Here is a 19910-nt window from a genome sequence, read left to right on the forward strand (position 1 = left end):
TGCACGCTCCTCGTTTTTGTTCGCGGAACGGTCAGCATAACGGGGAATCCGCGGCCGGTGTGCAAGGCCGGCGCCGGCCGCGCGACTGTCGCGCCGGCGCAACCCTGCCCGCGCGCGGCGTCACGCCAGCCCGGGCTGCCGCCGCCGTGCGATGCCCGTCACGCGGCGCCGACCAGCCGGTAGCCGACGCCCGTCTCGGTGACGATGTACTCGGGCTGTGCCGGGTCGCGCTCGAGCTTCTGGCGCAGGTGCGCCATGTAGATGCGCAAGTAGTGATGGCTCTCGACGTGCGACGGCCCCCACACGTCGCGCAGCAACTGGCGGTGCGTAAGCACGCGCCCCGCGTGCCGCACGAGCGTCGCAAGCAGCCGGTATTCGAGCGGCGTCAGATGCACGATCTCGCCGTCGCGCCACACCTGGCGCAGCGCGAGATCGACGGTCACGGTGCCGAAGCTCACCTTCGGCGTCTCGTTCGCGCCGCCCTGGTTGCGCCGGCGCAATTGCGCGCGGATCCGCGCGCGCAGTTCGGACACGCCGAACGGCTTGGTCAGGTAGTCGTCGGCGCCCGCGTCGAGCGCCGCGACCTTCTCCTCTTCCTGCGTGCGCGCGGACAGCACGATCACCGGCACCTCGGACCAGCCGCGCAGCTCGCGGATCACGTCGAGGCCGTCGGTGTCGGGCAGGCCGAGGTCGACGATCACGAGATCGGGCTTGCGCGTCGCCGCGTCGATCAGCCCCTGCTTGCCCGTCTCGGCCTCGAACACGGCGATGTCCTCCTCTTCGAGCGCGGCGCGCACGAAGCGGCGGATCTGCTTTTCGTCCTCGATCAGGACAACGGTCAGGCTGGGTTCACTCATGGTCTGGCAATGGCTCGGATGGGGACGATGCGCTCGGCACGTCGGATTCGTCGTCGGGCACGGCGGGCGCGGCCGGCGGCGTCTCGACCGGCAGCGTGAACCAGAAGCGCGCGCCCGTCACGCGGCCGTCGGGCGCGGTGCGGTTGAGCGCGCCGATTCTACCGCCGTGCGCCTCGACGATCGCGCGGCAGATCGCGAGGCCGAGCCCGATGCCCGGCGTCGCCGATTCCTTCTCGCCGCGCGTGAACTTGTCGAAGATCCGCGTTTCCATGCCGGCCGGCAGGCCCGGGCCGTAATCGTCGACGTGCACGCGCACGAACGGCAGCCCGTCGTCGGTCACGCGCTCCGCGCCGATCTCGAGCGGCGTGTCGGGCGGCGTGTACTTCGCCGCGTTCTCGAACAGGTTGGTGAACAGGCGTTCCATCAGCACCGCGTCCATCTGCAGCAGCGGCAGGTCGGCCGGCAGCGACACCCGCGCGGGATGGCGCGCGAGCACGCGCTTGCACGCGGCGAGCGCGGCGCCGACGGTTTCCTCGAGCAGCGACCACTGGCGCTTGAGCTGCAGGCTGCCGGCCTGCAGCCGCGCCATGTCGAGCAGGTTCGTGACGATGCCCGTCATCCGCAGCGCCTCGTCGTGGATCGCGTCGACGAGTTCGCCCTCGCGCTGCGCGAACCGTTCGGCCGCCGCTGTGTCGCCGCCCTGCGCGGCCGCGCGCCCGTTCGCGAGCATCGACGAGAAGCCGACGATCGTCGTGAGCGGCGTGCGCAGGTCGTGTGAAATCGCCGACAGCAGCGAGTTGCGCAGCCGCTCGGATTCCATGTTGACGAGCGCGTCGCGCGCGATCTCGACGTAGTGCACGCGTTCCAGCGCAAGCGCGATCTGCGCGGCGAATGCGTCGAGCATCCGCTGCTGCTCGGGCACCTCGAGCTCGCGCGGCTCGCGCGACACGACCGCGAGCACGCCGCGCGTGCGCATCGGCGCCTTCAGCGGCAGGTACAGCGCGGCCGTCGCGGGCAGCGTGTCGGTGCCGCGGCCGGCCGGCTTCTGCTGGTCGTACACCCACTGGCCGACGTCGCTGTCGAGATCGGCGCCCGTCAGCGTGACGGCCGCGTCGGGCTCCTCGATCTTCTGGCGCACCTTGTCCGCGCTGTCGGGCAGCAGGAACGCGACACGCGCGCGGAACACCTCGCCCACGTGGCGGCTGCCGATCTCGACGATCTGCTCGGTCGTCAGCGCCGCGCCCAGCTCGCGCGCCATCGCGTAGATCGCGCCGGTGCGGCGCTCGCGGCGCTGCGCGATGCTCGCCTGGCGCGTCAGCGTCGACGTCAGGTGACTGATCACGAGCGACGTCAGCAGCATTCCGAAGAAGGTCAGCAGGTATTGCGTGTCGCTGACCGAGAACGACATGCGCGGCGGCACGAAGAAGAAATCGAATGCGGCCACCGACAGGAACGACTGCAGCACGCCCGGGCCGCGCCCGAGCCGCACGGCCGAAAACACGACGCCGAGCAGGTACAGCATCACGAGGTTCGTGAGGTCGAGCCGCTCGGACACGACGTTTGCGACGACGGTGATCGCCGCGCAGATCGCGGCCGCGTACACGTAGTGCCGCGGCGGCGAACGATGCGTGCCGAACTTCGCGAACGCATCGCGCCAGTCGCGCGCACGCGGGTCGAGCGGCGCCGCGCGCGCCTCGTCGCTCGCGGACGCACGGATCAGCATCAGGTCGACGTCGCCCGCGCGTTCGGCGAGCTGCTCGCCGAACGGCCGCGCGAAGCGGCGCATGAGCCCGACCTTCGGCGAGCCGCCCGCAACGATCTTCGACACGTTGCGCACCTTCGCATAGCCGATCAGCGCGGCGACCGCGTCGCCGCCGGCGAGCGTGGCCGTTTCCGCGCCGAGTTCGGCCGCGAGCTTCAGCGCGTCGAGCGTGCGCTGCCGCTGCGCGTCGGGCAGCCGCTGCAGGCGCGGCGTCTCGACATACACGGCGATCCAGTCGGCCTTCAGGCTCGCGGCGAGCCGCGCGGCCGCGCGCACGAGCGTCGGCGCTTCGGCGCCCGGACCGACGCACACGAGCAGCCGCTCGCGCGCCTGCCAGATGCGCTGGATCGAACGGTCGGCGCGGTATTCGCGCATCTGCGCATCGACGCGATCGGCCGTGCGCCGCAGCGCCAGCTCGCGCAGCGCGATCAGGTTGCCCTTGCGGAAGAAGTTGCGCACCGCGCGCTCGGCCTGCTGCGCGAGATAGACCTTGCCGTCGCGCATCCGCTCGAGCAGTTCCTCGGCCGGCAGGTCGACGAGCGTGACTTCGTCGGCCGCGTCGAACACGCGGTCGGGCACGGTCTCCCACACGCGGATGCCGGTGATCGCGCCGACCACGTCGTTCAGGCTTTCGAGGTGCTGGACATTGACGGTCGTATACACGTCGATGCCCGCGTCGAGCAGTTCGTAGACGTCCTGCCAGCGCTTCAGGTGCCGTGCGCCCTGCACGTTCGAATGCGCGAGTTCGTCGACGAGGATCAGTTGCGGCTGGCGCGCGAGCGCGCCGTCGAGATCGAATTCGGCGAGCGTGCGGCCGCGATAGTCGATGCGCGCGAGCGGCAGCACGTCGAGGCCGTCGAGCAGCGCGGCGGTTTCGCCGCGGCCGTGGGTTTCGACGATGCCGACGATGACGTCGACGCCGTCCTGCAGGCGCTGGCGCGCGGCCTGCAGCATCGCGTAGGTCTTGCCGACGCCGGCCGATGCGCCGAAGAAGATCTTGAGCTGGCCGCGCCGCTGCTTTTCTTCGTCTCGCTGCAGCTTGTCGAGGAGTTGGTCTGGATCGGGACGGTTCATGCGTCAGGAAAGCGGAGCGCCCGGATGCGCGCGAGTACGAGCATTGTTGTTCCAAATCGCCGCAAAAGGCAAAGACGGCGCATGCGCCGTCGGGAAAATGTGCGTCCGGCGCGGCTCACGCCGCGCCGGGCACCGGTTGCCGGGCCTGGAGCCCGGATGCGCGATCAGTGCGCGGCCTGCGCCGCGTCGAGCGCGAGGTTCAGCTTCAGCACGTTCACGCGCGGCTCGCCGAGCACGCCGAACTGGCGGGCCGTCGTGTTCGCGGCGACGAGTTGCGCGACCGCGTCGGGCGCCAGGTTGCGCGCCTTCGCGACCCGCTCGACCTGGTATGCGGCGGCGGCCGGCGTGATCTCCGGATCGAGGCCGCTCGCCGACGCCGTCACGAGGTCGACCGGCACGGGCTTCGACATGTCGGTGCCGGCATCGCGCAGCGCGGCGATGCGCCCCTTCACCTGGTCGGCGAGCGACGGGTTCAGCGGGCCGAGGTTCGAGCCGCCGGAACCGGTCGCGTTGTACGGCATCGGCGCCGTGGCCGACAGCCGGCCCCAGAAGTACTTCGGCGCATCGAACGGCTGGCCGATCAGCGCGGAGCCGACCGCCTTGCCGTCCTTCTCGATCAGGCTGCCGTTCGCCTGCGACGGGAACACGGCCTGGCCGAACACGGTCATCACGGCCGGATACGCGAGCCCCGTCACCGCGGCAAGCACGACAAAGAGCACGACGAGCGGACGAATCAACGTTTTCATGATGTTTCCTTCAGGACCTCAGGCCCAGCCGAGTGCGGCGAGCGTCATGTCGATCAGCTTGATGAACGGGAACGGCAGCAGCAAGCCGCCGAGGCCGTACACGAGCAGGTTGCGGCGCAGCAGCGATGCGGCGCCGAGCGGCCGGTACGTGACGCCCTTCAGCGCGAGCGGGATCAGCGCGACGATGATCAGCGCGTTGAAGATCACCGCCGACAGGATCGCGGACGCCGGCGACGTCAGGTGCATGATGTCGAGCACGCGCAACTGCGGGTACGTCGTCACGAACGCAGCCGGGATGATCGCGAAGTACTTCGCGATGTCGTTCGCGATCGAGAACGTCGTCAGCGAGCCGCGCGTCATCAGCATCTGCTTGCCGATCTCGACGATCTCGATCAGCTTCGTCGGGTTCGAATCGAGGTCGACCATGTTGCCCGCTTCCTTCGCGGCCTGCGTGCCCGTGTTCATCGCGACCGCCACGTCGGCCTGCGCGAGCGCCGGCGCGTCGTTGGTGCCGTCGCCCGTCATCGCGACGAGGCGCCCCGCCGCCTGGTGCTCGCGGATCGTCGCGAGCTTGGTTTCCGGCGTCGCTTCCGCGAGGAAATCGTCGACGCCCGCTTCCGCCGCGATCGCCGCGGCCGTCAGCCGGTTGTCGCCCGTCACCATCACGGTCTTGATGCCCATCTTGCGCAGTTCCGCGAAGCGCTCCTTGATGCCGCCCTTCACGATGTCCTTCAGCTCGATCACGCCGAGCACGCGCGCCGCCCCTTCATGCAGGTCGGCCACGACGAGCGGCGTGCTGCCGCGGCGCGCGACGTCGTCGACCGCGCGACGCACTTCTTCCGGGAAGCGGCTGCCGTGCGTCTCGACGTAGCGGCGGATCGCGTCGGCCGCGCCCTTGCGGATCTCGCGGCCGGGCAGGTCGACGCCGCTCATCCTCGTCTGCGCGGAGAAGCCGATGAACGTCGCGTGCAATTGCCCCATGTCGCGCTGGCGAATGTTGAAGCGCTCCTTCGCGAGCACGACGATGCTGCGGCCTTCCGGCGTTTCGTCGGCGAGCGACGACAGTTGCGCGGCGTCGGCCAGCGCTTCCTCGGTCACGCCCGGCGCGGGCACGAACATCGACGCCTGGCGGTTGCCGAGCGTGATCGTGCCGGTCTTGTCGAGCAGCAGCACGTCGACGTCGCCGGCCGCTTCCACCGCGCGGCCCGACGTCGCGATCACGTTCGCCTGCATCATCCGGCTCATCCCCGCCACGCCGATCGCGGACAGCAGGCCGCCGATCGTCGTCGGGATCAGGCACACGAGCAGCGCGACGAGCGCGGTGATCGTCACCACGTGGCCGGCCTTCATCGCGTCGACCGCGAACGTCGAGAACGGCAGCAGCGTCGCGGTCGCGAGCAGCATCACGATCGTCAGCGCGACGAGCAGGATCGTCAGCGCGATCTCGTTCGGCGTCTTCTTGCGCTTCGCGCCTTCGACCATCGCGATCATCCGGTCGAGGAACGCCTCGCCGGGGTTCGCGGTGACCCTGACGACGATCCAGTCGGACAGCACGCGCGTGCCGCCCGTCACCGACGAGAAGTCGCCGCCCGATTCGCGGATCACCGGCGCGGATTCGCCGGTGATCGCCGATTCGTCGACCGACGCAACGCCGTCGACGACCTCGCCGTCGGCCGGGATCACGTCGCCGGTCTCAACGAGCACGATGTCACCCTTGCGCAGGTCGGATGCGGTCGTGACGCGGATCGGCGACTTCGGATGCGGCTCGTTGAGCTTCTTCGCCATCACGTCCTTCTTCGCGCTGCGCAGCGATGCAGCCTGCGCCTTCGAGCGCCCTTCGGCGAGCGCTTCGGCGAAGTTCGCGAACAGCACCGTGAACCACAGCCACAGCGCGATCGCGAGGATGAAGCCCGCGGGCGCCTCGGCCTGGCCGGCAAGCGCCGCGATCCACAGGATCGTGGTCAGGATGCTGCCGACGTATACGCAGAACATCACCGGGTTGCGGAACTGCGTGCGCGGCGTGAGTTTCTTGAACGAATCCACGATCGCCGGGCGCAGCAGCGCCGGATCGAACATGGACCGTGTTGCGGAATGTTGAGTCATTGCGATCTCTTCAGTCTTTTCAATGTGTGACCATGCGGGCGCGCGTCACGCGCCCAGCCACATCATCAGGTGCTCGACGCCAGGGCCGAGCGCTAGCGCCGGCACGTAGGTCAGCGCGCCCACCAGCAGCACGGTGCCGAGCAGCAGCACGACGAACAGCGGACCGTGCGTCGGCAGCGTGCCGCTCGTCACCGCGATGCGCTTCTTCGCGGCGAGCGAGCCGGCGATCGCCAGCACCGGCACGATCGTGCCGAAGCGGCCGAACCACATCGCGATCGCGGTCATCCAGTTGTAGAACGGCGTGCCGACCGTCAGGCCCGCGAACGCGCTGCCGTTGTTGTTCGCAGCCGAACTGAACGCGTACAGGATTTCCGAGAAGCCGTGCGGGCCCGGGTTCGCGATGCCGGCCTTGCCCGCATCGGCGAGCACGGCGATCGACGTGCCGACCAGCACCAGCAGCGGCGTGAGCAGCACGACGATCGACACCATCTTCATCTCGTACGACTCGATCTTCTTGCCGACGTACTCCGGCGTGCGGCCGATCATCAGGCCGGCGACGAACACCGCGAGCAGCGCGAACACGAGCATCCCGTAGAGGCCCGAGCCGACCCCGCCATAGACCACCTCGCCGAGCTGCATCAGCAGCATCGGCACGAGGCCGCCGAGCGGCGTCAGCGAATCGTGCATCGTGTCGACCGCGCCGCACGACGCGGCCGTCGTCGCGACCGTGAAGATGCCGGTCTGCGCGATTCCGAAGCGGGTTTCCTTGCCTTCCATGTTGCCGCCCGACTGCAGCGCGTTCGCCGACTGGTCGACGTGCAGCGCGGCGAGCGTCGGGTTGCCGCCCTGCTCGGCGCTCACCTCGACGCCGACCGCGACCGCGAACGCGACCGTCATCGCCGCGAGCACGGCGATACCCTGCCGGCGATCGCCGATCACGCGGCCGAACACGAGGCACAGCGCGGCCGGGATGATCAGGATCGCGAAGATCTGGATGAAGTTCGCGAACGGTGTCGGGTTCTCGTACGGATGCGCGGAGTTCGCGTTGAAGAAGCCGCCGCCGTTGGTGCCGAGCATCTTGATCGCTTCCTGCGACGCGACCGGGCCCATCGCGAGCGTCTGCTTCGTGAGCGGGGTCGGCACCGTCACCGGAGCGCCCTTGTCGTCCTTCACCGGGTTGCCCTGCGCATCAAGCTTCGGCGCCGCATAGGTGCTCGCCTGCAGCACCGGCACGTCCTGGTACGCCTTCATGTTCTGGATCACGCCCTGGCTCATCAGCAGCGCGGCGACGATCATCGACATCGGCACGAGCACGTACATCGTCACGCGCGTGAGGTCGACCCAGAAGTTGCCGATGGTCTGCGCGGTGTGGCGCGCGAAGCCGCGGACCAGCGCGATCACGACGACGATGCCGGTCGCCGCCGACAGGAAGTTCTGCACGGTCAGGCCGAGCATCTGCGTCAGGTAGCTGACGGTCTGCTCCGGCGTGTAGTCCTGCCAGTTCGTGTTGGTGACGAAGCTGACGGCCGTGTTGAACGCGCCGTCGACCGTCATCGCGCCGAACTGCTGCGGGTTGCCGGGCAGGAAACCCTGCAGGCGCAGCAGGCCATAAAGGAACAATGCGCCGAGCGCGTTGAACGCGATCGTCGCGATCGCGTACTGCTTCCAGCTCATCTCGCTGCCGGCGTCGACGCCGGCGATGCGGTACAGCGCGCGTTCGAGCGGCCCGAACACGCGCACGACGCGCGAGCTGCCGTCCATCACCGCCGTCAGGTAGCGCGCGACCGGAACGGCCGCCGCCAGCAGCACGACGATGAACAGCAGCATCTGCAACAGGTTGTTCGCGTTCATTCGATGTCCTCCGCGCGCAGCAGCGCAAAGACGAGATACGCGAACAGCAGGGCTGTCGATGCGCCCGCCAGCCAAAGCATCCAGGTCATGCTCGCCCCCCGCGACCGTATTGCACGAGCTTCTCGCAACCGGCAACCAAACCGAGGATCAGCACGGTGAAAAGCACCAGGGCGCCGATGAATACCCCATCCATTTTTGTGTTCTCCGTCGTCGAAATCAGACGACTAGAACCTTATTGGAACGCACGTAAAGGACGGGTCAAAGGTATCGGGGCGGATGTAAAAAACGTGTAAACGCGAGGCGGGAGGAAAACGGACGCAGGACGGGCGGCGCCGCAGCGCCGCCCGCGAAGGCGCGTGCCAGCATGACGCCGGCACGAAGGGAACGGTCAGGGAACGAGGATCGTCGAGCCGGTGGTCTTGCGCGCCTCGAGATCTTCATGCGCGCGGCCGACTTCCGCGAGCGGATAGCGCTGGTTGATGCTCGTCTTCACCTTGCCCGACAGGATCACGTCGAACAGCTCGGCGGCCGCGGCTTCGAGATCGGCGCGCTTCGCGATGTACGAGAACAGCGTCGGCCGCGTGAAGAACAGCGAGCCGCGCGACGAGAACTCCTTCGAGTCGATCGGCGGCAGCGGGCCCGACGCGTTGCCGAAGCTGACGAACAGGCCGAGCGGCGCGAGGCTGTCGAGCGAGCCGATGTAGGTGTCCTTGCCGATCGAATCGTAGACGACCGGCACGCCCGCGCCGTTCGTGATCTCCTTCACGCGCTGCGTGAAGTTCTCGCGCGTATAGACGACCGGATGGTCGCAGCCGTGCGCCTTCGCCAGCTCGGCTTTCTCGTCGGAGCCGACCGTGCCGATCACGGTCGCGCCGAGCGCCTTCGCCCACTGGCACACGAGCAGGCCGACGCCGCCGGCCGCCGCGTGGATCAGGATCGTGTCGCCGGCCTTCACCGGATACGTGCGGCGCAGCAGGTAGTGCGCGGTCAGGCCTTGCAGCATCACCGACGCCGCGTCGTCGTAGCTGATGCCGTCCGGCAGCTTCACGAGCCGCTCGGCCGGCATCACGCGCTCCTGCGCATACGCGCCCGGCGGCTGCCCGACATAGGCGACGCGGTCGCCGACCTTGAGCGCGGCCACGCCGTCGCCGACGGCCGTCACCTCGCCCGCCGCCTCCATCCCGAGGCCGCCGGGCAGCGGCTGCGGATAGAGACCCGTGCGGAAATACACGTCGATGTAGTTGAGCCCGACCGCGTGCTGCCGGATGCGGACTTCGCCCGCCTTCGGCTCGCCGACCTCGACATCGACCCACTTCATCACGTCCGGGCCGCCCGGCTGGTCGTATCGGATTGCTTTCGGCATCGTCGTACTCCTGGGTTGGAGGTTCAGGGGAGATTCGGCCGTCTGACGACGGAACGCATGATTCTCGCGCATCGGCGAATTCCTTGCTCGCGCCGTCTCGGGAAGGTGGCAAGACGACTCGATGCGACGCGCCAAACAAGCTCACATGAAAGCCTAAAGACAGGTTCGTGCATGCCGTTAAGCAAGAGGTCGGCCAAGTCGCGCCGATGTGCAGATGCGCCGTCAAAAACCCATTACATTCAAATCAAGGATCCGAGTCATGCGCATTCCCGTCGTTGCATCCATTCTGCTTGCCCTTGCCTCCTACACCGCGCAAGCCGCGACCTCAATCACGATCGATGCGAAGCAGAACTGCATTCAAAATGCGATCACGCCAGGCCCGTCGTACGGCAATTCGGCTGCCGTCCAGCTCGCCCCCGGTCGGTACGTGATGTCACTTTCGACAAATACCATGAGCTGCACGGGCGGGAACGGTTGCCTGATCGACACCGTGCATGTGCTGGGCGGCATGGGCAATGCGCGATGGGGCGTGGCGGTGACGAAGCAGCCGACCGTCGTCGACGTGACCGGCGGCGCGACCGCCCTCACCCTCTGGAGCTTCGTCACCGACGACGCATGCGCCGACAACAGCGGGCAGGCCACCCTGCTGATCCAGACGGTCAACTGATCCGCCAGCGGAGGTTACCCCCAGACGCGGCGAACGACCGATGACGACTTCACTGCCACGATCATTCGTCGCCGCCGGCGCGAGAAGCGGTCAACGCCCGAGCGGGCGCACCGCTCATCCTCGTTTCGCCACCAGCCCCAGCAAGCGCCTAGCAAACGTCCTGCATGCTCCGCGCCAGATCGTCGAGCAGCATCCGCGCCGTCGCGACGTTGGTCGCGACCGGCACGTCGTGCACGTCGCATGCGCGCACGAGCGCGGTGATGTCGGGGTCGTGCGGCTGCGCGGTCATCGGGTCGCGCAGGAACACGACGATGTCGATGCGGCCGTCGGCCAGCTCGGCGCCGATCTGCAGGTCGCCGCCGAGCGGCCCCGACAGCTTGCGCTCGACCTCCAGCCCGTGCGCGGCCGCGATGCGGCCGCCCGTCGTGCCGGTCGCGACCAGCCGGCATTGCGCGAGCGTCTCGCGAAATTGACCCGCGAGCGCGACGATCTCGTCCTTCTTCGCGTCGTGCGCAATCAGTGCGATGCGGGGTTTGCTCATCTCCGGTTCCTTTGTCGTTCAGTTGTTGTCGTGATCGTGATCTGGCGGGCGCGCGTCAGAACGTGCCCGGATACGCGCCGCCGTCGAGCAGCCAGTTCTGCCCGGTGATGTAGCCGGCATGCACGCTGCACAGGAACGCGCACGCCGCGCCGAATTCCTCGCGCGTGCCGAGGCGGCCGGCCGGGATGTCCTTCGTGCGCCGCGCGCGCATTTCGTCGACCGTCACGCCCTGCGCCTGCGCCGACGCGGCGAGCGTCGTCGCGATCCGGTCGGTGTCGAACAGCCCCGGCAGCAGGCTGTTGATCGTCACGCCCTGGCCGGCGACCTTGCGCGACAGCCCCGCGACGAAGCCGGTCAGCCCCGAGCGCGCGCCGTTCGACAGCGCGAGCACGTCGATCGGCGCCTTCACGGCCGAACTCGTGATGTTGACGATCCGGCCGAAGCCGCGCGCGATCATCCCGTCGATGGTCGCGCGGATCAGCTCGATCGGCGTCAGCATGTTCGACTCGAGCGCGCGGATCCAGTCGTCGTGCGAGAAGTCGCGGAAGTCGCCCGGCGGCGGGCCGCCCGCATTGTTCACAAGAATGTCCGGCTGCGGGCACGCGGCAAGCGCGGCCGCGCGCCCGTCCGGCGTCGTGATGTCGCACGCGACCGCCGTGACCGATACGCCGGACGCCGCGCGGATCGCGTCGGCGGTGGCCTCGAGCGTGTCGCGCGTGCGCGCGACGATCACGAGGTTCACGCCCTCGGCGGCCAGCGCTTCCGCGCAGCCGCGCCCGAGGCCCTTGCTTGCCGCGCACACGAGCGCGGTCTTTCCTGCGATGCCGAGATCCATCGTCGATTCCCTGGTGGCGAAGCGCGCCGATGCGGCCCCGAGTCGCGCCGGCGGGCGGGCGAACGGGCGTGCGCGGCACGCGGATTGTCGTGAGACGTCGATAATATCCGGATCATGTGGCGCGCCTTGGTAAAATTGCGGCCATAAGCGGCGGCCGGCCCGGCGCCGCCGTCGCCCCGATCCCCTTTTGCCGCCAAGGCGCCCCCGTCATGAAACAGGACAGCCGTTTCCCGAATCTCTTCATCCTCGATCACCCGCTGATCCAGCACAAGCTCACCCACATGCGCGACAAGGACACGTCGACGCGCACGTTCCGCGAGCTGCTGCGCGAGATCACGCTGCTGATGGGCTATGAGATCACCCGCAACCTGCCGATCACGACCAGACGGGTCGAAACCCCGCTCGTCGAAGTCGACGCGCCCGTGATCGCGGGCAAGAAGCTCGCGATCGTGCCCGTGCTGCGCGCGGGAATCGGGATGTCGGACGGCTTGCTCGACCTGGTCCCGTCCGCGCGCGTCGGCCACATCGGCGTATACCGCGCCGAAGACCACCGCCCGGTCGAATACCTCGTGCGCCTGCCCGACCTCGAGGACCGCATCTTCATCCTGTGCGACCCGATGGTCGCGACCGGCTATTCGGCCGTGCATGCGGTCGACGTGCTCAAGCGCCGCAACGTGCCGGCCGCGAACATCATGTTCGTCGCGCTCGTCGCCGCGCCCGAGGGCGTGCAGGTGTTCCAGGACGCGCACCCGGACGTGAAGCTGTATGTGGCTTCGCTCGACTCGCACCTGAACGAGCACGCGTACATCGTGCCGGGCCTCGGCGACGCGGGCGACCGCCTGTTCGGCACCAAGAACTGACGTGCCTGCGCGGCCGCGCGGCGCGCCGTCGGGTATCCCGCGGCGGCCTGCCCGGCCGTTCGGCCATGCGCGGCGGCCCCGATCCGGCGGTCGCCGCGTGATAAAATCTCGATCCACTCGACACGCGCGGCCCCGCGGCTTCATGCCCGCCGAAACGGCCGCCGATTCAACGACACATTGGCACAATCGCCCGCGCAGCGCGCCCGGGCACGGAGAAAGGTATGGCTGGTCATTCGAAATGGGCCAACATCAAGCATAAGAAGGCAGCGGCCGACGCGAAGCGCGGCAAGATCTGGACCCGCCTGATCAAGGAAATCCAGGTCGCGGCCCGCCTCGGCGGCGGCGACGTCAACTCGAACCCGCGCCTGCGTCTCGCGGTCGACAAGGCGGCCGACGCGAACATGCCGAAGGACAACGTCAAGCGCGCGATCGATCGCGGCGTCGGCGGCGCGGACGGCGCGAACTACGAGGAAATCCGTTACGAAGGCTACGGCATCAGCGGCGCGGCGATCATCGTCGACACGCTGACCGACAACCGCACCCGTACGGTCGCGGAAGTCCGCCACGCGTTCTCGAAGTTCGGCGGGAACATGGGCACCGACGGCTCGGTCGCGTTCATGTTCGATCACGTCGGCCAGTTCCTGTTCGCGCCCGGCACGTCGGAAGACGCGCTGATGGAAGCCGCGCTCGAAGCCGGCGCGAACGACGTGAACACGAACGACGACGGCTCGATCGAAGTGCTGTGCGACTGGCAGGAATTCTCGAAGGTGAAGGACGCGCTCGAAGCTGCCGGCTTCAAGGCCGAACTCGCCGAAGTGACGATGAAGCCGCAGAACGAAGTCGAATTCACCGGCGACGACGCGGCGAAGATGCAGAAGCTCCTGGACGCGCTCGAGAACCTCGACGACGTGCAGGACGTGTATACGAACGCCGTCATCGTCGAGGAATGAGATGCCGGCCGCCGTGCTCCTGTCGCGGCGGCGGCCCGACCGAATCCGCGGCCGGCGCGCCTGAGCGTGCCGGCCGCCCTGTTTTCTAGTCTGCGGGGAATCCCATGAAACTACTCGTCGTCGGTTCCGGCGGCCGCGAACATGCGCTGGCGTGGAAGCTCGCGCAGTCGCCGCGCGTCCAGATGGTCTACGTCGCACCCGGCAATGGCGGTACGGCGCAGGACGAGCGTCTGAAGAACGTCGACATCACGTCGCTCGACGAACTCGCCGATTTCGCGGAAAGCGAAGGCGTCGCGTTCACGCTCGTCGGGCCGGAAGCGCCGCTCGCGGCCGGCATCGTCAACCTGTTCCGCGCGCGCGGCCTGAAGGTGTTCGGTCCGACCCGCGAAGCCGCGCAGCTCGAAAGCTCGAAGGATTTCGCGAAGGCGTTCATGAAGCGTCACGGCATCCCGACGGCCGACTACGAAACCTTCTCCGATGCTGCTGCGGCCCACGCGTACATCGACGCGAAGGGTGCGCCGATCGTCGTGAAGGCCGACGGCCTCGCGGCCGGCAAGGGCGTCGTCGTCGCGATGACGCTCGAAGAGGCACACGCCGCCGTCGACATGATGCTGTCGGGCAACAAGCTCGGCGATGCCGGCGCGCGCGTCGTGATCGAGGAATTCCTCGATGGCGAGGAAGCGAGCTTCATCGTGATGGTCGACGGCAAGCATGCGCTGGCGCTGGCTTCCAGCCAGGACCACAAGCGCCTGCTCGACGAGGACCGCGGCCCGAACACCGGCGGCATGGGTGCGTATTCGCCCGCGCCGATCGTCACGCCGCAGATGCACGCACGCGTGATGCGCGAAATCATCATGCCGACCGTGCGCGGGATGGAGAAGGACGGCATCCGCTTCACGGGCTTCCTGTATGCGGGCCTGATGATCGACAAGGAAGGCAATCCGCGCACGCTCGAGTTCAACTGCCGGATGGGCGACCCGGAAACGCAGCCGATCATGGCGCGCCTGAAGAGCGATTTCTCGAAGGTCGTCGAGCAGGCGATCGCGGGCACGCTCGATACGGTCGAGCTCGACTGGGACCGCCGCACCGCGCTCGGCGTCGTGCTGGCCGCGCACGGCTACCCGGACGCGCCGCGCAAGGGCGACCGCATCAACGGGATCCCGGCCGAGACCGAACAGGCCGTCACGTTCCATGCGGGCACGACGCTCGGCGACGGCGACAAGCTGGTGACGTCCGGCGGCCGCGTGCTGTGCGTGGTCGGCCTCGCCGATTCGGTGCGCGAAGCGCAGCAGCATGCGTACGACACGATCAACCAGATCAATTTCGAAGGCATGCAGTACCGCCGCGACATCGGTTTCCGCGCGCTCAACCGCAAGAGCGTGTGACGATCGCAACCGCCGCCCCGCCCTCGCGCGGCGGCCTCTCTGCCGGGGTTCGATAGAATGCCCGGCAGATGCCTTTTTTACGGCCCCCGCTTCGAGCAGGGGCACCCAGTCCAGACATGACCGATTCGACCTACGACGTGGCGCGCGTGCGCACGTACCTCCAGGGCCTGCAGGCACGCATCGCCGACGCGCTCGGCGCGCTCGACGGCACGCCGCTCGCGACCGATGCGTGGCAGCGCGGGCCGGCCGAGCGCCTGCGCGGCGGCGGCTGCACGCGGATTCTCGAAGGCGGCCGCGTGTTCGAACGCGCGGGAATCGGCTTTTCCGACGTCGCAGGCGACGCGCTGCCGCCGTCGGCGAGCGCGGCGCGCCCGCAGCTCGCGGGCCGCGGCTTCGAGGCGCTCGGCGTGTCGCTCGTGCTGCACCCGCGCAATCCGTACTGCCCGACCGTGCACATGAACGTGCGGATGCTGATCGCGACGAAACCGGGCGAAGACCCCGTGTTCTGGTTCGGCGGCGGCATGGATCTGACACCGGTTTACGGTTTCGAGGACGACGCACGCCATTTCCACCAGACCTGCAAGGATGCGCTCGACCCGTTCGGCGCCGAGCTCTACCCGCGCTTCAAGAAATGGTGCGACGAGTATTTCTTCCTGAAGCACCGCAACGAGATGCGCGGCATCGGCGGGATCTTCTTCGACGATTTCTCCGAGCCCGGTTTCGAACGCTCGTTTGACATGATGCAAAGCGTCGGCGACGCGTTCCTGCAGGCCTACCTGCCGATCGTCGAGCGCCGCGCCGACCTGCCGTACGGCGAGCGCGAGCGCGACTTCCAGGCCTACCGCCGCGGCCGCTACGTCGAATTCAACCTCGTGTTCGACCGTGGCACGCTGTTCGGCCTGCAAAGCGGCGGCCGGACCGAGTCGATCCTGATGTCGATGCCGCCGGTCGCGAACTGGCGCTACAACTGGCAGCCCGAACCGGGAACGCCTGAAGCGCGCCTGTACAGCGACTTCATCGTGCCGCGCGACTGGGTCTGAGCCCGCGCGCCCCGCTGCCCCAAGAAAAGGACGCGTTTCTGGACACCACCGCCCGCCCCGCCCCGCTGCCGCGTCGTATCGGCTTGCTGGGCGGCACTTTCGACCCGATCCACGACGGCCATCTCGCGCTCGCGCGCCGGTTCGCCGAGCTGCTCGGCCTGACCGAGCTCGTGCTGCTGCCCGCCGGGCAGCCGTACCAGAAGCGCGACGTGTCGGCCGCCGAGCATCGGCTCGCGATGACGCGCGCGGCCGCGGATTCGCTCGTGCTGCCGGGCGTGACCGTGACCGTCGCCACCGACGAGATCGAGCACGCCGGCCCGACCTACACGGTCGACACGCTCGCGCGCTGGCGCGAGCGGATCGGCCCCGACGCGTCGCTGTCGCTGCTGATCGGCGCCGACCAGCTCGTGCGCCTCGACACGTGGCGCGACTGGCGCAAGCTGTTCGACTACGCGCACATCTGCGCGTCGACGCGCCCGGGCTTCGAGCTCGGCGCGGCGCCGCCGGAGGTTGCGCAGGAAATCGCCGCGCGGCAGGCCGGCGCCGACGTGCTGAAGGCCACGCCGGCCGGCCGCCTGCTGATCGACACGACCCTCGCGTTCGACATCGCCGCGACCGACATCCGCGCGCACCTGCGCGAATGCATCGCGCGCCATGCGCAAATGCCCGACGCATCGGCCGAACATGTACCGGCCGCCGTATGGGCCTATATTCTTCAACATCGCCTCTACCACACCTGATTCCATGGATATTCGCAAACTGCAGCGCGTGATCGTCGACGCCCTCGAAGACGTCAAGGCGCAAGACATCAAGGTGTTCAACACCAGCCACCTGACCGAACTGTTCGACCGCGTGGTCGTCGCATCGGGCACCTCCAACCGCCAGACCAAGGCCCTCGCGTCGAGCGTGCGCGACAAGGTCAAGGAAGCCGGCGGCGACATCGTCAGCTCCGAGGGCGAGGAGACCGGCGAATGGGTGCTCGTCGACTGCGGCGACGCCGTCGTGCACATCCTGCAGCCGGCCCTGCGCCAGTACTACAACCTCGAGGAAATCTGGGGCGACAAGCCCGTGCGGATGAAGCTCGGCGGCGGCAAGGGCCAGAATGGCTTCGCGACGGCCAGCGAAGACGACGAAGACGAGGAAGAAGCCGTGCCGGCCCGCCCGGCACGCAAGACGGCCGCCCGCCGCCGCTAAGTCGTCACGAATCGTCCCGATGAAGCTTTTCATCCTCGCGGTCGGCCACAAGATGCCGGGCTGGATCGCATCCGGCTTCGACGAATACACGAAGCGGATGCCGCCCGAGCTGCGCATCGAGCTGCGCGAGATCAAGCCCGAACTGCGCTCGGGCGGCCGTAGCGCCGAAAGCGTGATGGCGGCCGAGCGGCAAAAGATCGAGGCCGCGCTGCCGAAGGGCGCGCGCGTCGTCGCGCTCGACGAGCGCGGCCGCGACTGGACCACGATGCAGCTCGCGCAGGCGCTGCCCGGCTGGCAGCAGGACGGCCGCGACGTCGCGTTCGTGATCGGCGGCGCCGACGGGCTCGATCCGGAACTGAAAGCACGCGCCGACGTGCTGCTGCGCATCTCGAGCATGACGCTGCCGCACGGGATGGTGCGCGTGCTGCTCGCCGAACAGCTTTACCGGGCGTGGAGCATCACGCAGAATCACCCCTACCACCGCGCATGACGTGTCGTCCTCGAGACGCGCGCCGCGCGCGCTCACCGAGATAACGACACCATGCCGTCCAGCACGTCCCCCGCGCTTTTCCCGATCCTTTACCTCGCTTCGCAAAGCCCGCGCCGCCAGGAGCTGCTGCAGCAGATCGGCGTACGCTTCGAGTTGCTACTGCCGCGCCCCGACGAGGACGCCGAGGCGCTCGAAGCCGAACTGCCCGGCGAAGCCGCCGATGCGTACGTGCGGCGCGTGACCGTCGCGAAGGCCGAAGCCGCGCGTGCGCGCCTCGTCGCGAGCGGCAAGCCGGCCGCGCCGGTGCTGGTTGCCGATACGACCGTCACGATCGACGGCGCGATCCTCGGCAAGCCGGCCGACGCCGATGACGCGCTCGCGATGCTGACGCGCCTCGCGGGCCGCGAACACGCGGTGCTGACCGCCGTCGCCGTGATCGACGCGCGCGGCGAACTGCTGCCGCCCGCGCTGTCGCGCTCGTCGGTGCGCTTCGCGGCGGCATCGCGCGACGCATACGCGCGCTACGTCGAAACGGGCGAGCCGTTCGGCAAGGCCGGCGCGTACGCGATCCAGGGGCGCGCGGCCGAATTCATCGAGCGGATCGACGGTTCCCATTCGGGTATCATGGGTCTGCCCCTTTTTGAGACCGCGGCGCTGTTGCGCGCCGCGCGTGTCGCCTTCTGAATCCCACCATGAACGAAGAAATCCTGATCAACCTCACGCCGCAGGAAACGCGGGTCGCACTCGTCCAGCAAGGCGCGGTGCAGGAGCTTCACGTCGAGCGCACGCTGTCGCGCGGGCGGGTCGGCAACATCTATCTCGGCAAGGTCGTGCGCGTGCTGCCCGGCATGCAGTCGGCGTTCATCGACATCGGCCTCGAGCGCGCGGCGTTCCTGCACGTCGCCGACATCTGGCATCCGCGCCTCGCGGGCGAGCCGCAATCGAGCGCGCCGCACCAGCCGATCGAGAAGACCGTGTTCGAAGGCCAGACGCTGATGGTCCAGGTGATCAAGGATCCGATCGGCACGAAGGGTGCGCGGCTGTCGACGCAGGTCAGCATCGCGGGCCGCACGCTCGTCTACCTGCCGCAGGAGCCGCATATCGGCATCTCGCAGAAGATCGAGAGCGAGGCCGAGCGCGAGGCCGTGCGCGCGCGCCTGACGGCCGTGATCCCGCCGGACGAGAAAGGCGGCTATATCGTGCGCACGATCGCCGAGGATGCGACCTCCGACGAGCTGGCCGGCGACGTCGCCTACCTGCGCAAGACGTGGGCGACGATCGTCGCGCAGGCGCAGCGGCTGCCGGCGACGAGCCTGCTGTACCAGGATCTCGATCTCGCGCAGCGCGTGCTGCGCGATTTCGCGAACGACGATACGACGCGCATCCAGGTCGATTCGCGCGAGACGTACCAGCGCCTCTCCGAATTCGCGTCCGAGTTCACGCCGGCCGTGAGCCCGAAGCTGCACCACTACACCGGCGAGCGGCCGCTGTTCGACCTGTACAACATCGAGACGGAGATCCAGCGCGCGCTGTCGCGCCGCGTCGACCTGAAGTCGGGCGGCTACCTGATGATCGACCAGACCGAGGCGATGACGACGATCGACGTGAACACCGGCGGCTATGTCGGCGCGCGCAACTTCGACGACACGATCTTCAAGACCAACCTCGAGGCCGCGCACACGATCGCGCGGCAGCTGCGGCTGCGCAACCTCGGCGGGATCATCATCATCGACTTCATCGACATGGAGAACGCAGAGCATCGCGACGCGGTGCTGTCCGAGCTGAAGAAGGCGCTGTCGCGCGACCGCACGCGCGTGACGGTCAACACCTTCTCGCAGCTCGGGCTCGTCGAGATGACGCGCAAGCGCACGCGCGAATCGCTCGCGCACGTGCTGTGCGAGCCCTGCCCGACCTGCCAGGGCAAGGGCCAGGTGAAGACGTCGCGCACCGTGTGCTACGACATCCTGCGCGAGATCCTGCGCGAATCGCGGCAGTTCAACCCGCGCGAATTCCGTGTGATCGCCGCGCAGCAGGTGATCGATCTGTTCCTCGACGAGGAGTCGCAGCATCTCGCGATGCTGATCGACTTCATCGGCAAGCCGGTGTCGCTGCAGGTCGAATCGAACCTGAGCCAGGAGCAGTACGATATCGTGCTGATGTAACGTTCCGCCCGTCCGCCGCCGGCATCGCCG

Annotated in this window: 19 protein-coding genes; 10 read left to right on the top strand and 9 right to left on the bottom strand. The window is 68.4% G+C overall.

Annotated features, from left to right (window positions below):
- Window positions 1-158: 158 nt before the first annotated feature.
- The 7 genes from kdpE to KVT39_RS30945 form a co-directional block, all read right to left on the bottom strand.
- Window positions 159-857, bottom strand: coding sequence for a two-component system response regulator KdpE (kdpE, locus tag KVT39_RS30915; protein ID WP_072440742.1), 699 nt, complete (start codon window positions 855-857; stop codon window positions 159-161).
- Window positions 850-3693: a DUF4118 domain-containing protein gene (locus tag KVT39_RS30920; protein ID WP_217590897.1), complete on the bottom strand. Its 2844-nt coding sequence runs from the start codon at window positions 3691-3693 to the stop codon at window positions 850-852. Before KVT39_RS30920 ends, kdpE begins: the two co-directional genes overlap by 8 nt.
- A 164-nt stretch (window positions 3694-3857) precedes the next feature.
- Window positions 3858-4439, bottom strand: a complete 582-nt coding sequence (gene kdpC, locus KVT39_RS30925) for a potassium-transporting ATPase subunit KdpC (RefSeq protein WP_217590898.1) — start codon at window positions 4437-4439, stop codon at window positions 3858-3860.
- An 18-nt stretch (window positions 4440-4457) separates the two neighbouring features.
- Window positions 4458-6542 carry a potassium-transporting ATPase subunit KdpB gene (kdpB, locus tag KVT39_RS30930; protein WP_217590899.1) on the bottom strand — a complete coding sequence of 695 codons (2085 nt, stop codon included), beginning with the start codon at window positions 6540-6542 and terminating at the stop codon, window positions 4458-4460.
- 45 nt (window positions 6543-6587) lie between these two features.
- Window positions 6588-8393, bottom strand: coding sequence for a potassium-transporting ATPase subunit KdpA (gene kdpA / locus KVT39_RS30935; protein WP_175749727.1), 1806 nt, complete (start codon window positions 8391-8393; stop codon window positions 6588-6590).
- A complete protein-coding gene (gene kdpF, locus KVT39_RS30940) occupies window positions 8390-8482 on the bottom strand; it encodes a K(+)-transporting ATPase subunit F (protein ID WP_006752209.1) in 93 nt (30 codons plus the stop codon). Before kdpF ends, kdpA begins: the two co-directional genes overlap by 4 nt.
- 299 nt (window positions 8483-8781) lie before the next feature.
- Complete coding sequence (locus KVT39_RS30945; protein WP_217590900.1) at window positions 8782-9756, bottom strand: quinone oxidoreductase; 975 nt, start codon at window positions 9754-9756, stop codon at window positions 8782-8784.
- 259 nt (window positions 9757-10015) lie between these two features.
- Here KVT39_RS30945 and KVT39_RS30950 point away from each other — a divergent pair, with 259 nt between their 5' ends.
- Window positions 10016-10423, top strand: coding sequence for a hypothetical protein (locus KVT39_RS30950; protein ID WP_105390990.1), 408 nt, complete (start codon window positions 10016-10018; stop codon window positions 10421-10423).
- Between the two features lie 148 nt (window positions 10424-10571).
- On the opposite strand, the gene KVT39_RS30955 is transcribed toward KVT39_RS30950, so the two are convergent.
- Both KVT39_RS30955 and KVT39_RS30960 read right to left on the bottom strand, forming a co-directional pair.
- Complete coding sequence (locus KVT39_RS30955) at window positions 10572-10964, bottom strand: methylglyoxal synthase (RefSeq protein WP_034184850.1); 393 nt, start codon at window positions 10962-10964, stop codon at window positions 10572-10574.
- A 55-nt stretch (window positions 10965-11019) separates the two neighbouring features.
- Window positions 11020-11799, bottom strand: coding sequence for an SDR family oxidoreductase (locus tag KVT39_RS30960; RefSeq protein ID WP_034184849.1), 780 nt, complete (start codon window positions 11797-11799; stop codon window positions 11020-11022).
- 209 nt (window positions 11800-12008) lie between these two features.
- Here KVT39_RS30960 and upp point away from each other — a divergent pair, with 209 nt between their 5' ends.
- The 9 genes from upp to rng all read left to right on the top strand — a co-directional run bounded on the left by upp (window position 12009) and on the right by rng (window position 19880).
- Window positions 12009-12659, top strand: a complete 651-nt coding sequence (gene upp / locus KVT39_RS30965) for a uracil phosphoribosyltransferase (protein WP_034184848.1) — start codon at window positions 12009-12011, stop codon at window positions 12657-12659.
- Window positions 12660-12880: 221 nt separating this feature from the next.
- Window positions 12881-13609 (top strand): YebC/PmpR family DNA-binding transcriptional regulator, encoded by a 729-nt coding sequence (locus KVT39_RS30970; protein WP_034184847.1) that lies wholly within the window; start codon window positions 12881-12883, stop codon window positions 13607-13609.
- Between the two features lie 104 nt (window positions 13610-13713).
- A complete protein-coding gene (gene purD / locus KVT39_RS30975; protein ID WP_034184846.1) occupies window positions 13714-14994 on the top strand; it encodes a phosphoribosylamine--glycine ligase in 1281 nt (426 codons plus the stop codon).
- A gap of 116 nt (window positions 14995-15110) precedes the next feature.
- Entirely contained in the window at window positions 15111-16034 is a 924-nt protein-coding gene (gene hemF / locus KVT39_RS30980) for an oxygen-dependent coproporphyrinogen oxidase (protein WP_034184845.1), read from the top strand.
- Window positions 16035-16048: 14 nt separating this feature from the next.
- Complete coding sequence (locus tag KVT39_RS30985) at window positions 16049-16774, top strand: nicotinate-nucleotide adenylyltransferase (RefSeq protein WP_175749849.1); 726 nt, start codon at window positions 16049-16051, stop codon at window positions 16772-16774.
- A gap of 4 nt (window positions 16775-16778) precedes the next feature.
- Entirely contained in the window at window positions 16779-17228 is a 450-nt protein-coding gene (gene rsfS, locus KVT39_RS30990) for a ribosome silencing factor (protein ID WP_131946542.1), read from the top strand.
- 19 nt (window positions 17229-17247) lie between these two features.
- Complete coding sequence (gene rlmH / locus KVT39_RS30995) at window positions 17248-17718, top strand: 23S rRNA (pseudouridine(1915)-N(3))-methyltransferase RlmH (protein ID WP_034184842.1); 471 nt, start codon at window positions 17248-17250, stop codon at window positions 17716-17718.
- 51 nt (window positions 17719-17769) lie between these two features.
- On the top strand, window positions 17770-18402 hold the full coding sequence (locus KVT39_RS31000) for a nucleoside triphosphate pyrophosphatase (RefSeq protein WP_034184841.1): 633 nt from the start codon (window positions 17770-17772) through the stop codon (window positions 18400-18402).
- A gap of 8 nt (window positions 18403-18410) precedes the next feature.
- Window positions 18411-19880, top strand: a complete 1470-nt coding sequence (gene rng / locus KVT39_RS31005; RefSeq protein WP_034184840.1) for a ribonuclease G — start codon at window positions 18411-18413, stop codon at window positions 19878-19880.
- Window positions 19881-19910: the final 30 nt, after the last annotated feature.

The sequence above is a fragment of the Burkholderia sp. GbtcB21 genome (assembly GCF_019091065.1).
Lineage (GTDB): Bacteria > Pseudomonadota > Gammaproteobacteria > Burkholderiales > Burkholderiaceae > Burkholderia > Burkholderia pyrrocinia_C.

What these genes read in the sequence shown, in the direction of transcription:
- kdpE (WP_072440742.1), bottom strand. Translation starts at nt 857, where the DNA reads ATGAGTGAACCCAGCCTGACCGTTGTCCTGATCGAGGACGAAAAGCAG.
- KVT39_RS30920 (WP_217590897.1), bottom strand. Translation starts at nt 3,693, where the DNA reads ATGAACCGTCCCGATCCAGACCAACTCCTCGACAAGCTGCAGCGAGAC.
- kdpC (WP_217590898.1), bottom strand. Translation starts at nt 4,439, where the DNA reads ATGAAAACGTTGATTCGTCCGCTCGTCGTGCTCTTTGTCGTGCTTGCC.
- kdpB (WP_217590899.1), bottom strand. Translation starts at nt 6,542, where the DNA reads ATGACTCAACATTCCGCAACACGGTCCATGTTCGATCCGGCGCTGCTG.
- kdpA (WP_175749727.1), bottom strand. Translation starts at nt 8,393, where the DNA reads ATGAACGCGAACAACCTGTTGCAGATGCTGCTGTTCATCGTCGTGCTG.
- kdpF (WP_006752209.1), bottom strand. Translation starts at nt 8,482, where the DNA reads ATGACCTGGATGCTTTGGCTGGCGGGCGCATCGACAGCCCTGCTGTTC.
- KVT39_RS30945 (WP_217590900.1), bottom strand. Translation starts at nt 9,756, where the DNA reads ATGCCGAAAGCAATCCGATACGACCAGCCGGGCGGCCCGGACGTGATG.
- KVT39_RS30950 (WP_105390990.1), top strand. Translation starts at nt 10,016, where the DNA reads ATGCGCATTCCCGTCGTTGCATCCATTCTGCTTGCCCTTGCCTCCTAC.
- KVT39_RS30955 (WP_034184850.1), bottom strand. Translation starts at nt 10,964, where the DNA reads ATGAGCAAACCCCGCATCGCACTGATTGCGCACGACGCGAAGAAGGAC.
- KVT39_RS30960 (WP_034184849.1), bottom strand. Translation starts at nt 11,799, where the DNA reads ATGGATCTCGGCATCGCAGGAAAGACCGCGCTCGTGTGCGCGGCAAGC.
- upp (WP_034184848.1), top strand. Translation starts at nt 12,009, where the DNA reads ATGAAACAGGACAGCCGTTTCCCGAATCTCTTCATCCTCGATCACCCG.
- KVT39_RS30970 (WP_034184847.1), top strand. Translation starts at nt 12,881, where the DNA reads ATGGCTGGTCATTCGAAATGGGCCAACATCAAGCATAAGAAGGCAGCG.
- purD (WP_034184846.1), top strand. Translation starts at nt 13,714, where the DNA reads ATGAAACTACTCGTCGTCGGTTCCGGCGGCCGCGAACATGCGCTGGCG.
- hemF (WP_034184845.1), top strand. Translation starts at nt 15,111, where the DNA reads ATGACCGATTCGACCTACGACGTGGCGCGCGTGCGCACGTACCTCCAG.
- rsfS (WP_131946542.1), top strand. Translation starts at nt 16,779, where the DNA reads ATGGATATTCGCAAACTGCAGCGCGTGATCGTCGACGCCCTCGAAGAC.
- rlmH (WP_034184842.1), top strand. Translation starts at nt 17,248, where the DNA reads ATGAAGCTTTTCATCCTCGCGGTCGGCCACAAGATGCCGGGCTGGATC.
- KVT39_RS31000 (WP_034184841.1), top strand. Translation starts at nt 17,770, where the DNA reads ATGCCGTCCAGCACGTCCCCCGCGCTTTTCCCGATCCTTTACCTCGCT.
- rng (WP_034184840.1), top strand. Translation starts at nt 18,411, where the DNA reads ATGAACGAAGAAATCCTGATCAACCTCACGCCGCAGGAAACGCGGGTC.